14 protein-coding genes are annotated in these 12615 nt (G+C 63.9%); 9 read left to right on the top strand and 5 right to left on the bottom strand.

Features of this window, described 5'->3' with window-relative positions:
* Positions 1 to 63 precede the first annotated feature (63 nt).
* Complete coding sequence (locus tag NJT13_RS05710; protein WP_254524583.1) at positions 64 to 672, bottom strand: DUF8052 family protein; 609 nt, start codon at positions 670 to 672, stop codon at positions 64 to 66.
* Between the two features lie 297 nt (positions 673 to 969).
* Here NJT13_RS05710 and NJT13_RS05705 point away from each other — a divergent pair, with 297 nt between their 5' ends.
* Positions 970 to 1194 (top strand): DUF8007 family protein, encoded by a 225-nt coding sequence (locus NJT13_RS05705; RefSeq protein WP_254525404.1) that lies wholly within the window; start codon positions 970 to 972, stop codon positions 1192 to 1194.
* Between the two features lie 21 nt (positions 1195 to 1215).
* Here the strand turns inward: NJT13_RS05705 and NJT13_RS05700 are convergent, their stop codons facing one another.
* Positions 1216 to 1440, bottom strand: a complete 225-nt coding sequence (locus NJT13_RS05700) for a DUF8107 family protein (protein ID WP_254524581.1) — start codon at positions 1438 to 1440, stop codon at positions 1216 to 1218.
* Between the two features lie 182 nt (positions 1441 to 1622).
* Between NJT13_RS05700 and NJT13_RS05695 the strand changes: the two genes are divergently transcribed.
* A complete protein-coding gene (locus NJT13_RS05695; protein WP_254524580.1) occupies positions 1623 to 1943 on the top strand; it encodes a hypothetical protein in 321 nt (106 codons plus the stop codon).
* Between the two features lie 734 nt (positions 1944 to 2677).
* Here NJT13_RS05695 and NJT13_RS05690 read toward each other — a convergent pair.
* Positions 2678 to 3994 carry a CobW family GTP-binding protein gene (locus NJT13_RS05690; RefSeq protein WP_254524578.1) on the bottom strand — a complete coding sequence of 439 codons (1317 nt, stop codon included), beginning with the start codon at positions 3992 to 3994 and terminating at the stop codon, positions 2678 to 2680.
* A 74-nt stretch (positions 3995 to 4068) separates the two neighbouring features.
* Between NJT13_RS05690 and NJT13_RS05685 the strand changes: the two genes are divergently transcribed.
* The 5 genes from NJT13_RS05685 to NJT13_RS05665 all read left to right on the top strand — a co-directional run bounded on the left by NJT13_RS05685 (position 4069) and on the right by NJT13_RS05665 (position 9283).
* Positions 4069 to 4365, top strand: coding sequence for a DUF7990 family protein (locus NJT13_RS05685; RefSeq protein WP_254524576.1), 297 nt, complete (start codon positions 4069 to 4071; stop codon positions 4363 to 4365).
* Complete coding sequence (locus NJT13_RS05680; protein WP_254524575.1) at positions 4365 to 5339, top strand: ArsA family ATPase; 975 nt, start codon at positions 4365 to 4367, stop codon at positions 5337 to 5339. The genes NJT13_RS05685 and NJT13_RS05680 overlap by 1 nt, the downstream gene beginning before the upstream one ends.
* 98 nt (positions 5340 to 5437) lie before the next feature.
* Entirely contained in the window at positions 5438 to 6637 is a 1200-nt protein-coding gene (locus NJT13_RS05675) for a redox-regulated ATPase YchF (RefSeq protein ID WP_254524574.1), read from the top strand.
* Between the two features lie 300 nt (positions 6638 to 6937).
* Positions 6938 to 7426, top strand: a complete 489-nt coding sequence (locus NJT13_RS05670) for an Lrp/AsnC family transcriptional regulator (RefSeq protein ID WP_254524573.1) — start codon at positions 6938 to 6940, stop codon at positions 7424 to 7426.
* Positions 7427 to 7603: 177 nt separating this feature from the next.
* Positions 7604 to 9283: a spermidine synthase gene (locus NJT13_RS05665; RefSeq protein WP_254524571.1), complete on the top strand. Its 1680-nt coding sequence runs from the start codon at positions 7604 to 7606 to the stop codon at positions 9281 to 9283.
* 6 nt (positions 9284 to 9289) lie between these two features.
* On the opposite strand, the gene NJT13_RS05660 is transcribed toward NJT13_RS05665, so the two are convergent.
* Positions 9290 to 10084: a helix-turn-helix transcriptional regulator gene (locus tag NJT13_RS05660; protein WP_254524568.1), complete on the bottom strand. Its 795-nt coding sequence runs from the start codon at positions 10082 to 10084 to the stop codon at positions 9290 to 9292.
* 242 nt (positions 10085 to 10326) lie between these two features.
* Between NJT13_RS05660 and NJT13_RS05655 the strand changes: the two genes are divergently transcribed.
* Positions 10327 to 11307: a DMT family transporter gene (locus tag NJT13_RS05655; RefSeq protein WP_254524566.1), complete on the top strand. Its 981-nt coding sequence runs from the start codon at positions 10327 to 10329 to the stop codon at positions 11305 to 11307.
* Between the two features lie 52 nt (positions 11308 to 11359).
* Here NJT13_RS05655 and pth2 read toward each other — a convergent pair whose 3' ends face one another.
* Positions 11360 to 11698, bottom strand: a complete 339-nt coding sequence (pth2, locus tag NJT13_RS05650; RefSeq protein ID WP_254524565.1) for a peptidyl-tRNA hydrolase Pth2 — start codon at positions 11696 to 11698, stop codon at positions 11360 to 11362.
* Positions 11699 to 11857: 159 nt separating this feature from the next.
* On the opposite strand from pth2, the gene NJT13_RS05645 reads away from it, so the two are divergent.
* Entirely contained in the window at positions 11858 to 12409 is a 552-nt protein-coding gene (locus NJT13_RS05645) for an HD domain-containing protein (RefSeq protein WP_254524563.1), read from the top strand.
* The last annotated feature ends 206 nt before the right edge of the window (positions 12410 to 12615 follow it).

The raw sequence follows: 12615 nt of genomic DNA, 5'->3' as shown, positions 1-12615 counted from the left end.
TTTCATTTTTCCGCAGGTCGGCAGCGACCGGTCGGTATCGCCGCGGCCCGTCTCGCGACGGGATTAGCGCCAGAACCGTTTCGCGAACCGCGAGAGGAATCCTTCCGAGGGCGTGCTAACGTCGTCCCACAAAGTGAACGCTTCTTTCGCGTCCGCGGCCTCGCTGGCGACGTGGTCGTCCGCGTCGGGGACCACGACGACGAGATTGATCTCGTAGTGACCGTGATAGCCGAACTTCAGTAACGTCCGATCCCGGAACCCGGAAACGTGCTCGCGGACGGCCGCCGACAGTTCGTCGGCCACGAGGACGAACGTGAAATCCGTCCCGAAGTGTTCCTCGTCGGGGACGACGCGCTCCTCGGCCATCTCGTGGCCCCGTTCGACGAGGCGCTCGAGGTCCGCCACGGTCGGCCGGGGATCGCGCCGGGCGAAGAGATACTCCTCGGCCTCGTGGTCGGCGTAGGAGAGCGCCGGATGAAAGAACTGTTTCTGGCTGCGAACGCGCATTTCCCCGTAGAGGTCCCACCGCTCGCCGCCGCTTCGGTGATCCTTCTCGAGGTCGTAGTTGTACATCAACCGGTCTGACACGCGGTCCAGGTACTCGTCGTCCCAGTCGGGGACCGCGTCGCGGATTTCCGCCGGCAGTTCCTCCGGCGTCGCTTTCTCGCTCATCGGACGCCAGCGGGATGTGAGAAGACCCGCTTACGACTCGACGCCCGTTCGATTTCGACCCGCTCCCTGACCCGTTTTCTCATATCACCGATTGCGACCGGGGGAGCAAGTATTCGTCGGTGGGGGGCCTGCGCCCGCAGTCCCGGTCGCTCGGTTGCGGCGGTGCTGGCTCTCCCGTCGTCGTGATCGATCCGACCGTCTAGATCCACCCGACAGCTGCGACAGAGGCGGTCGCCCGAATCGATCCGGTCGGTAGATTTTAGCCGACGGAGACGAACTAGCGTGCAAGGGACACGCATGGGAGGGAAGAAAACAGAAGCGTGCGGCCGGTGTTCGATGTCGACGGTCGTCGACGTCGCGTCGTCCGGCGACGACGAGGAGAACCCGAACCGAAGTCCGTTCGACGAGGGGGCTATCGAAATCGACGATCAGACGCTCCGTCGCGTCTCGCCGGCCGCCTGGGCGGGACGGGTGACCGATCGGATCGACGACATCGGTCGCAGGCTCATTTACGGGAGGTAGTCAGGGCGACCCTGCCCGACGTTACGCGTTCGTCACGAGATACGTCACCGCGAACAGGAGTATCGCAGCCGTTGCGACGTTGACGATACCGAACTCGACGATATCCAGAAAGGACAACCCCCAGACGATAGTCCACGCGAACAGCGTCGACAGGACGGCGTTCATGACGAGCAGGACGCGCGGATCTCCGCTTGAGGACGAGACGCCCGCCTCGAATCCCTCCCGCTCCGAATCCTCATCGCTCATACAGGGTGAGGACGGTACCGACACTTAACTATTGGTCGTCCACGCGAGCCGTGGGGGCCCCGAATCTTCCGCTCGCTCGAGGGCCAGTAGCGTGCGTCCTCTCGACTGCGAATTCCTCGACCGCTAGCGCCGGCTGAGAATGCCCGGCGTACCTCTTTGCTCCCTCGGAGCGAACGACAGGTATGCACCTGCGAAACCGCCACGGATCGACGGTCGATCCGGTCCCGTTCGTCGTCGTCGTCGGGCTCTCCTTCATGGTCCTGCTGTCGTTCGGGCCGCTGTACGGGCAAGCGCTCGGTCTGTCGCTCGAGATCGCGATCGCGGCCTCCGCTGCGCTGTTCGCCGTCGCGACCGTCGCCGCGTTCTACCGACAGGTGTGGACGTTCCGCCCCGAGGCGGTCGGCGCCGTCCCGTCCGCGGTCCGCGCCGAACGACTGTTTCACCTCATTCCGATCCTCGCGGCGCTCATCGTCGCGCTCGCGGTTCCGTTAGTCGTCGGCTAGCTTGGATTTACAGCGAAACTGATTCAAATGACGCCTCGAGTCGGCAAAGGCGGAAACGTCTGAGAGGATCGGGCATCCGAGGACAACTGAGTCGGGTGAGAAATATCGTGAGGCGCGGTGAAATCACAGAATACCGAGGAGAAAGCCCACGATCTTCAGTCGTGTGGAGGATGTCAAATACCGGATTATCGAAGCGCTAGCGAAACCAGATCCGATCCACCGTCCATATACGACATTCCCAGTAACCCACCACGTTGTAGTCCACCCTCCCCCTGCCCGGTAACAGTAACAAAGGGAAATCTGAATAAATAGGACAGGAACATTCTTGTTTATCGTTACGTATTGTGTAGTGCGCCAGCCGAAGAAATCACGTCTAAACAATTCTAATGTAAATTAACAAACCACTTCTTTCCATTCTTATCCTCTTGTCTACCGGGAGTGTGATCGCTACTGTTTTACACCCAGAGAAAATAACAATTGCAATAATAATATTAATTCTAGGAGGTTACGTGACACTATGGAACCTTTACGAATATTTGGCCGATTGAATTATTGACCACGGTATAGCTAGCAGTTCTACAAACTCGGTATCGTCGTTTGGTATGACCGTCTTTGAACACATTTCGGTCGGTCTCCAACGAAGCTTCGAGAAGTGCTCCGATTTAAGCATGACCCGACTTCGTGGCGTATCTTCCGTCTGTCTATGGAAAACCGGCGATACCAACAGAGGCGGATCAGGGCTCGCGGACGACGACTTCCGCACCCTGTTCGTCGGGGAAGCGCCCCTCGAGACCCGCGTCGACACGCCACTCGTCGTCGGTGACGAGCGCGTTCTCCAGGTCCGTCCGGAGCGCCGATTCGTCGTAGTCCGTGCCGATGAAGACGAGTTCCGTCCGGCGATCGCCGTGGTCGTCGTGCCACTCGAGGTCGGGGCGGTTCGATCGGTAGAGGTCGCGCTCGACCTCGGGGAGGCTGGCGATCCAGGGGCCCTGTGCGGTGGCCCTTATCGACGGCCCGGCCTGGGCGATCGACACCCGCATCTCGTTGTCGGCGATCCAGGCGGTCCCCTTCGCGCGGACGATCGCAGAGGGCAGCGACTCGAGGAACGCGGCGAATCGCTCGGGGTGGAAGGGACGCCTGCGGCGGTAGACGAAGGACGACACGCCGTAGACCTCGTCAGGATGGTGGTGACCGTGGTGACTGTGGTGGTCGTCCCCGTTGCCCTCGTCGCGGCCATCGGTTTTCTCGTGGTCGTGACGGTCGGTGCTCTCGCCACGCTGCGGGGGAGTCCCGTCGTGGTCACCGCCACCGTGTCCGCCATCCGCGTCGGCCGCCGCCAGCGCCCGCTTCCAGCCGGGGAGGTCGTTCACCCGCTTTGAGTTGAACAGGTCCGCACCGAGCAGTCGGTCGGGATCGACAGCCGAGAACGTCGTGGGGATCGTCTTCGCGTCCGGCTGGAGGGCTCGGACGAGCTCCTCGGCCTCCGCGAGCTCCGCCTCGCTGCACAGGTCGGCTTTGTTGAGGAGCACGACGTTCGAGACCTCGACCTGCTCGACGAGCAAGTCCGACAGCGGCCGGTCGCCCTCCTCGCCTCGACGCTGTGGCGTTTCGTCGCCGGCGAACGCCTCGAGAAAGGCGGGCGTGTCGAGGACGGTGACGAGCGTGTCGACGTCGTAGCGTGCGGCGACGCGTGACTCGGTCGTGAACAGCCGCGCGACTGGTGCCGGTTCCGAGATCCCCGACGATTCGACGACGAGGTGGTCGAACGATCGGTCCCGGGCCAGTCTGACGACGGCGGTCTCGAGGTCGTCCTGGAGTTCACAGCAGATACAGCCGTTCGATAACTCGGCGACGCCCCCCTCGAGTTCGAGTTCGGAGCCCTCGGCGACGAGTTCGGCGTCGACGTTGACCGCCCCCATGTCGTTGACGAGGACCGCGAGCTTCCGATCGCCCGCGTTCGACAGCAGGTGATTGAGGAGCGTCGTCTTGCCCGCCCCCAGACTCCCGGAGAGGATCGTGACAGGAATGTTCTCGGCCGTGTCCGTAGCCATGTTCGACCACTGGAACTGCAGCGCCTTGAAACCGTTCCAAGAGGGTTTTTAGCCTCCAGAACGGACGTACGGGCATGGCCCTGGCCGATCGGATCGAACGGTATCGCGAAACGCTCGAGGAGTGGGTGCGAGGACTCTACCACGGAATGATCTCGCATCCGGCCTACGAGAAGATCGAGAAGGAAGCCGAGGACACCGAGGACGCGTTCATTCTTGCGTGTTTCCCGGACGCGTTCGGCATTCCGTCGCCGGTCTCGTACTACACGTCGGAGCTGTTGCCCTACCTCGAAACCGAGTTCGAATCGTGGGAACGGCGGCTGTGGGATCGCGACTCGTACATCGAACGCAAGGGTCAGCAGTACCACTTCTGATGGAACCGTTCGTCTTCTTCGGCGGGAAAGGCGGCGTCGGGAAAACGACCGTCTCGTGTGCGTACGCGCTCCGATGTGCGCGCGACGGGCATCGAACGCTGGTGGTCTCGACCGACCCGGCCCACTCGGTTACCGACGTGTTCGACCAGGAGTTCGACGATTCCCCGCGACCGGTCGCGGGAGTAGAGGGGCTCGACGCGATGCAGATCGACCCCGACGACGAGGTGACGCGACACTTGAACGAAATCCGTCAGGATCTCTCTGAGCAGGTTTCGGCGGCGATGGTCAACGAGATCAACCGGCAACTGGAGATGGCGCACGGGACCCCCGGCGCCTACGAGTCGGCGTTGTTCGATCGGTTCGTCGACGTGATGCGCAGCGCCGATCCGTACGACCGCGTCGTCTTCGATACGTCGCCGACGGGGAGCACCCTCCGACTCCTCGGGCTGCCGGAACTGCTCGAAGGGTGGATCGATCGGTTGATGCACAAACGGCGGACGAGCATCGACCTCTTCGAGAAGGCCGCCGTCGGCGCCAACGAGCCGCGGCGCGTGATGGAGGGCGATCCCGTCCTCGCGCGCCTCCAGGAGCGCAAGGAGTTCTTCGAGTTCGCCGGGTCGGCGCTCGACGACGACGCCGCGTTCTTCCTCGTCTTGAATCCCGACGAACTGTCGCTGAACGAGACCCGACGCGCCATCGCCGACCTCGCGGAGAAGGACCTCGCGGTCCGCGGGCTCGTCGCGAACAAACTCACGCCGTCGCCCGACGCCGACGAGAACGGCCGCGGCGCACGGTACCTTCGCGAGCGCGTGGCGACGGAGCGGGAGCGACTCGAGACGATCCGATCCGAGTTCGACCCCCCGCTGGTCGCCGAAATCGGCTGGCGGAGCTCGGAGGTCAAAGGCGACCTGCTCGAGGACGTCGCCGACGAACTCGACATCGAAACGGCCGTCGAGCCGCCGACGCACGTTTGACTCGAGCCGCCGACGCACGCTAGGTCGTGTGAGGCGAGTCCATACCACGCCGCTGTCGGACAGAAACCCGTTTAGTCACCCCGCGACCAGAAGGGGTAATGAGTACGAGTTACCGGATCGGACTGGTGGGGAAGCCGTCCGTCGGCAAATCATCCTTTTTCAACGCGGCGACGATGAACGACGTTCCCGAAGGTGCGTATCCGTTCACGACTATCGATCCCAGCGTGGGCGAGGCCTACGTGCGCGTCGACTGCGCCGCACCGGAGTTCGACGAGGAGTGTACGCCCTCCGTCGGGTACTGCGACCACGGGACGCGGTTCGTCCCGACGAAACTCGTCGACGTCGCCGGACTGATCCCCGGTGCACACGAGGGGAACGGGCTCGGGAACCAGTTCCTCACGGATCTGAACGAGACGGACGTACTGGTCCACGTCGTCGACTTTTCCGGCACGACCGACGCCGAGGGTGAGCCGACCGAGGGCCACGATCCCCGCGACGACATCGCCTTCCTCGAGGAGGAACTCGACCAGTGGTACCTGGGAATCCTGCAGAAGGGGATCGAACGCTACGCGTCGGGCTACACGACGGAGGACGACGCCATCGAGGAAGAACTCGCAGAGCAGATGAGCGCCTTCAAGACGACCGAAGACGAGATCAAACGCCTCATCAGACGGGTCGACGTCGGTTTCGATCCGGACGCGTGGGACGAGGCGGACGAACTCGCGTTGGCTCGCGAGATTCGGACGGCGACCAAGCCGATGGTCATCGCGGCGAACAAGATGGACACGCCCGCCGCCCAGCAGAATTACGAGGCGATCACGAGCGATCCGGACTACGACCACCTGACGATCGTCCCCTGCAGCGCCCACGCCGAGAAAGCCCTGAAGTCGGCCGAGAAGGCGGGCGTCGTCGACTACAGGCCGGGGGACGCGGACTTCGAGATCACGGGCGACGTCTCGGCAGAACAGGAGGAGGGCCTCGAACAGATCCGGGACTTTCTCACCGAGTACGGCGCGACGGGCGTTCAAGCGGCGCTCGAGACGGCGCTGTTCGACGTTCTCGGCGTCACACCGGTGTTTCCAGGCGGCGCGAACGGGCTGGGGAACGAACGCGGCGAAGTACTGCCGGACTGTTATCTGATATCCCCGAACTCGACGGCGGAAGAGTTCGCGTACAGCCTCCACTCCGACATCGGCGACGGCTTTCTACACGCCATCGACTGCCGGACGAACCGCCAGTTGGGCAAAGACTACGAGGTCGAATCGCGGGACGTGATCGAAGTTATCACGACGAACTGACGCCGCTCGACCGCCGTCCCCGCGTCGACCTTTCGCGGAGGGACGTACCGATCGGAATCGTCGTCCGTTCGAGCGGACGCGCCGACCGAGACGGTCGCGGCCGGTGACATCCCCGGTCTCCGAGCACGATTGGGCCGCGATGTCCATCCTCGTCACAGTCCCACCATCGAGTTGCGATCTTCGCAGGTTCCGTCTGCCCGACACCGATTGTTGCACGTCCAGACTGCGGATTCGAAGGCGTACCTCGTTACGTTGGAGGTACGCTGATCGTGAAACCCTGTGACTTCGAAACGGTGTATCATGAACGGAGACGACGTGAACCGAGCGATTCTGTTCCTGCTTCAACGGGATGCTCGCCGCATCACGCCACAGGAGATCGGCGAGCGAATCGGGGTGTCCGCCAGCACGATTCGACGCCGAATCGAGACGATGGAAGACGAGGGTATCATCCGCGGCTACTATCCGTCGATCGACTACGACGAGGCGGGCTTCCAGCTCCATCTGCTCTTCATCTGTCGCGCGCCCGGCCTCTCTCGAGAGACGCTCGCAAGCGACGCCCGGACCGTCCGCGGGGTCGTAAGCGTACGGGAAGTGCTCAACGGATCGGACAACGTCCAGATCGAAGCCGTCGGAACGGACACCGACGATATCGCTCGCATCAACGACGAGTTGAGCGATCTGGGCCTGACGGTGGTCAACTCCAAACTAATCAAGAGTACGTTCGTTCAGCCGTTCGACCATTTCGGTGAACGAATCGTCCGGAAACTCGATGACGAGTCATCACGCTGATCAGAATCCCGACGACACGCGCCGATACGACGCGAATTCCGTGTCGCTGGGGTCGTATTCGACGACCGACCGGGGATGTCGCAGCACACTCCGGTGGCGTACGGTCCCGATCCGATACCTCGATACCGGCAGTGGTGAGGCGACAGGTTCTCGTCGCCGGCCCGCTTTGGCCCGACAATGAGTGTGCGCCAGCCCTCCGTGTTCCGGCCGACGAAACCAGACGTCGCGGTGTTCGTCTCCGGCGTCACCAGTATGGGGCTGGAGATTCTCGCGGGCCGTATCATCGCCCCGCAGTTCGGGAGCAGCGTCTACACCTGGGGAAGCATCATCACCGTCTTCCTCGCCGCGTTGAGCCTGGGCTACTGGCAGGGCGGCAAACGGGCCGCAACCGCGTCGATCCGCCGGATGACCTGGATCCTACTCGGAACGGCGGGATACGTCGCCATCGTCGTCTACGGGAGCGACCAGTTACTGCTCTCCGCGTCGATGCTCCCGCTGCCGACCCGGTACGCATCGGTGCCGGCCGTGCTCATCCTCTTCGGGCCGCCGACCTACCTGCTCGGCTTCATTAGCCCCTACTCGGCCGAACTCTCCCAGAAAGACGGAACCGGCGAAGCGTCGGGTCACGTCTACGCGCTCGGCACCATCGGCAGCATCGTCGGTGCGGGTGCGACCACCTACGTCCTGATCCCGGCCCTCGGCATCGAGATGATCGGCTTGCTGTTCGGATTCGTGCTCGTCGGCACCGCCTTCGCGCTCACGCTGCCCACGCTGCCGCCGCGCCCGGCGGTCGCCAGCATCGCCATCGCGTTCCTCCTCGTGGTCGGGGCCGGCATCGGTCCGGTGACGTTCGATCACCGCGGCGACGTCGTCTATCAGACGCAGACGGCCTATCAGGAACTCGAGGTCATCGACGACGGGGACGTCCGAACGCTGTATCTGGACGGTGCTCGCCACAGCGCGATGGATCTCGAGAATCCCGACCGGCACGTCTTCGAATACACGCGGTACTTCCACATCCCCATGTTGATGGTCGACGACCCGAGGGAGGTCGAGAACGTACTGTTCATCGGCGGAGGCGGCTACACCGGACCGAAGGACTTCGAGCGGACGTACGACGTGAACGTGGACGTCGTCGAACTCGACCCCGCGGTGACCCGGACCGCGAAGGAGTACTTCCGACTCGAGGAAAGCGACAACCTGACCGCCCACACGGAAGACGGGCGAGTGTTCCTCCAGAATACCGATACGAAATACGACCTGATCGTCCTCGACGCCTACCAGAAGGATCAGGTGCCCGTTCACCTGACCCAACTCGAGTTCATGGAACTGGCCGAATCGCACCTGACCGAGGACGGCGTCTTCCTCGCGAACGTCATCGCCGCCCCGAGCGGCACGGGATCCGAATTCTACCGGGCGCAGTACAAGACTATCGACGAAGCCTTCGGGTCCACGTACAGTTTCCGGACCTCGAGTTGGGACTCGGTGCAGAACATCGAAGTGGCCGCGACGAAAGACGAGACGAGCTTTAGCGAGGCCGACCTCGCGACGCGAAACGAACGCCGCGACCTCGGAATCGACCTGAGCGTCGAGGTCGACGGCTACATGGACGACCCCGCGACCGGCGACGTCCCGATCCTCACGGAAGACCACGCGCCCGTCGACACCCTCCAGGCGTCGACGATCGGCCAGGAGTACGTCATCGAACAGACCGACGGCGGTCGGGAATCGGAACCCGCGTCGTCCATCGCGACCGGGTCTCGGCCGGCCACGCTCGCACGGCCGGCACCGACGCTCGAGGAAACCGATTCATCGAGAGTTGATTCGATCGCGACCGTCGCCAGCGCCAGCGGCTAACGACGATCAGTCGAACAGGCCCTCGGCCTCGAGCGGTGTCGCCGTTCGCCAATAGTGGTTCAGCGAGTCCTCGGCCCACGAGCGAACGGCGTCGTCGTCGGTGTCGACGGCGGCCCGCAGGACGCCCTTCTCGTCGCGAAGCAGCAGTGAGACGGTCTCGTCGGCGATCATGACCGCGAGCGGAACGCCTTCCTCGCGAACCCTGATATCGGCGGCCTCGGCCGCGAGTAGCGACTCGAGTGGGTCACGGAGTTCGGACTCCTCGGCGAGCGCGTCGATCGCGTTCCGGCCGAAGACGCCACGGAACCGCTGGTCTCCCTCCGTCACCCGCTCCCTGACGACGGCCAGGGTCTGTTCGTTGAACGTGTGGGAGAACGCCCGGACCTCGTCGGCTTCGCGAAGGAGGCCGAGCAATCGCCGCAACGGTGCGTTCGGTCGCGTCGCGCTGGGGACGGTTATCGTCGCGTCCGCGAGCCGACGCAAATCGACGTCCATCGCGTGGGCCGGCAAGTAGTCCACGATCTCTCTCAGTTTTCGCTCGGTCTCGAGGATCTCCCGGAGATCGGTGAACCCCGCCGAGACGAGTCGCCCGGTCGCGGTCGCGACGTACTCGTCGTCGTCGCGTCTGACCCACGACCGGTCCTGAAAATCCCCGAGTATCCGGCCCAGCGTGGCTTGCGAGGCACCGGTCTCCGCCGCCAGTTCGGTGCGCGCGTATCGTCCCTCCGATACCAGTCCGAGCACCTCGACGCGGTTCGACGAGAGCGCGAGGAACTCGATCTCCTCGAGGGCCGATTCCATACGATCCGTCGTTTCTGTGACCCTAAACAGTTTTCGCACCGTGAAATCTTTTCACGCGTTGTTGCGCTCTCGCGGTACCGGCGGTCTTTCCCGGCCCGTCGCCTCTTTCTTCCCGTGAAAGTTTTTCTGAACGAAACTATAAACCCGGCTCTCGTACGGTCTCCTACCATGATTCCCGCATTTGGGCCGTCACCCGCTGTCGTATCTGCACGCGCGATTGGAACGGAGGTGACGGACTCACCGTGAGTTCCCGTCGCATCGTCGCCTCCTTCGCCCTCTCGAGTCTGTTCTTCGGTGGGACGTTCGTCGCGGCGAAAGCGGGGCTGGCGTATTTCCCGCCGTTGTTGTTCGTCGCCGCTCGATTCGACGTCGCGGCGATCCTGATGCTGGCGTACGTCGGCTGGACCACTTCCGGATCGGACCTGTTCCCGCGGACGCGCGGCGACGTCGCGGGTATTCTCGCGACGGGCGTCCTCGCGATCGGACTGACTAACGCGTTGCTGTTCGTCGGCCAGCAGTACGTCTCCAGCGCCGTCGCCTCGATCCTGTACAGTCTCAACCCGATCATGACGCCGGTGTTCGCCGCGGCCGTGCTCTCGGACGAGCGCCTCTCCGCTCGTGGTGCCGCCGGCATGGGTATCGGCCTGCTCGGCGTTGGCCTCGTCGTCAGCCCCGATCCCGCGAACCTGCTCGGCGGCGCCGTCGGCAAGGGAATCCTGTTCGTCGGCGCGGTCAGTGCCGCGCTCGGTGCCGTCCTCGTTCGGCGGGCCGACAGCGACCTCTCGAGTACGGTTCGCGTCGCCTGGGGGCTGCCGTTTGCGGCCGCACTCTGTCACCTGCTGGCCTGGCTCGGCGGCGAGTCGGCGGCGACGATCGAGTGGACCCCGGCTGCGATTCTGGCGCTCGGCTACGTCAGCATCTTCGCGGGCGTCTTCGCGTACATCGCCTACTTCGGACTCATCGATTCGGCTGGTGCGATCCGCGCGAATCTGATCTTCTACGTCGTGCCCGTCGTCTCGACGCTCGGCGGCTGGGCGCTGCTCGGCGAGACGATCGACGCGCTGGCGGTCGTCGGCTTCCTGACGATCTTCGCCGGCTTCGCGGTACTCGGGAGCGGATCGATCGATACCGATGCACTCGCGTCACGAGTCCGCGCATCCGCGCCCGCTTCCGACGGCGACTCCCGCGTCAGAGACGAACCGCGAGGCTATCGCTCGGATTGATCGGCGCGCTCTGTGACGGCGCGGCGGACGCGGCCTGCCAGTTCGGGGACGGTCAGAACAGGGAGAGCTCGCCGGTCACGCTATCGACGCGGTCGTCAGCGGCCGGTCCGACGGCCAGCGCGGTGACGGTTCCGGGCTCGAGTTGCGTGTGGCCGGCGTCGCGGACGATGGCGTGGGGGATACCACCGCGCTCGGCGATTTCGGCGAGTTCGTGGAGCTGGCGTTCGCTCGTGCCCTTCAGGACGACTTTCTTCTGACCGCCCTGCTTCCACTGGTTTTGCAACTGCGAGTCGGCTTTCTCGTAGGCCGATAACGACGCGTGAGCGACCTGTGCAGCGAGTTTTCCCTGCCCCATCCCGACGTCCGTGCGGGCAACGATTGCCTGTTTCATGGCCGACTCGAGGACGGGGACACCTTTATCCGTACCTATCTTGCGGGGCTCGCCCGCGAGTACCGCGCGGCGGGATCGACGGAAAGTCCGGGTTTCGTCCGTCGGAATCGTGCCACGAACGTCACGTAGTCTTTTGTAGTGGCACGCTCTGTCAGGGGTATGAGCGAGGAAACGATTCGGTCGGTCTTCCCCGAACTAGAGGCTATCGAGGACGACGAATTGCGAGCCGGCGTCGTCGACGCGTGGACGACGGCCGTCGCGGAACACGACGTCGACGACATCACTGCGGTGCCGTGGTTTCCGCCGTCTCAGCGCGAGTTGGGGCTGGACGACGAGTATCTGGTCGACCACGTGCGAGACGTGACCGCCTGTGCGATCACGGTCGCGGAGACGCTACTGGAGCGACGGTCGGCCGACGTCTCGCTGGACACCGTCATCGCAGGGGCGCTGGTCCACGACGTGAGTAAACTCGCCGAGTTCGACGGGATGGACGAAACGGCGATTTCCGGCCTGCTCGGCCACCCCCACTACGGTGTCTACAGCGTTGCGCGGGCGGATTTACCGGTCGAACTCGTCCACATCGTGCTCTCGCATACGAGTCGAACGACGGTCGAACCGGCGACGCTGGAAGCCGAAATCGTGAGACGCGCCGACGAAATCGCCGCGGCCGCCATCCGATCGCGAGCGACGGACGACCTGCGGACGGTTTGACGGGACGCGGCTCGTGGCTCGAACGATCGTCCCTCGAGACGCGGAGGACGGGCTCAAATCGATTTCCAGTTCGTTTCAGCCTCACCCGACCGGGACGACGACTGCGCGGCAAAATACCCGCTATACTTCGACTGCACCGATCCAGCGCTCGGTGCCGTGGACTGGGCAGAACGATCGATGATTCCGTTCGCAGCTCGGGTCCATGC

This window comes from Natrinema caseinilyticum (genome assembly GCF_024227435.1).
Taxonomy (GTDB): Archaea; Halobacteriota; Halobacteria; order Halobacteriales; family Natrialbaceae; genus Natrinema; species Natrinema caseinilyticum.
The sequence above is the reverse complement of the archived record's forward strand: the minus strand, read 5'-3'. Positions and strand labels throughout refer to the sequence as shown.

Coding starts and splice junctions, on each gene's coding strand:
- NJT13_RS05670 (WP_254524573.1), top strand. CDS start 6,938: ATGAACGGAGACGACGTGAACCGAGCGATTCTGTTCCTGCTTCAACGG.
- NJT13_RS05695 (WP_254524580.1), top strand. CDS start 1,623: ATGCACCTGCGAAACCGCCACGGATCGACGGTCGATCCGGTCCCGTTC.
- NJT13_RS05700 (WP_254524581.1), bottom strand. CDS start 1,440: ATGAGCGATGAGGATTCGGAGCGGGAGGGATTCGAGGCGGGCGTCTCG.
- NJT13_RS05705 (WP_254525404.1), top strand. CDS start 970: ATGGGAGGGAAGAAAACAGAAGCGTGCGGCCGGTGTTCGATGTCGACG.
- NJT13_RS05665 (WP_254524571.1), top strand. CDS start 7,604: ATGAGTGTGCGCCAGCCCTCCGTGTTCCGGCCGACGAAACCAGACGTC.
- NJT13_RS05675 (WP_254524574.1), top strand. CDS start 5,438: ATGAGTACGAGTTACCGGATCGGACTGGTGGGGAAGCCGTCCGTCGGC.
- pth2 (WP_254524565.1), bottom strand. CDS start 11,698: ATGAAACAGGCAATCGTTGCCCGCACGGACGTCGGGATGGGGCAGGGA.
- NJT13_RS05645 (WP_254524563.1), top strand. CDS start 11,858: ATGAGCGAGGAAACGATTCGGTCGGTCTTCCCCGAACTAGAGGCTATC.
- NJT13_RS05690 (WP_254524578.1), bottom strand. CDS start 3,994: ATGGCTACGGACACGGCCGAGAACATTCCTGTCACGATCCTCTCCGGG.
- NJT13_RS05710 (WP_254524583.1), bottom strand. CDS start 672: ATGAGCGAGAAAGCGACGCCGGAGGAACTGCCGGCGGAAATCCGCGAC.
- NJT13_RS05685 (WP_254524576.1), top strand. CDS start 4,069: ATGGCCCTGGCCGATCGGATCGAACGGTATCGCGAAACGCTCGAGGAG.
- NJT13_RS05660 (WP_254524568.1), bottom strand. CDS start 10,084: ATGGAATCGGCCCTCGAGGAGATCGAGTTCCTCGCGCTCTCGTCGAAC.
- NJT13_RS05680 (WP_254524575.1), top strand. CDS start 4,365: ATGGAACCGTTCGTCTTCTTCGGCGGGAAAGGCGGCGTCGGGAAAACG.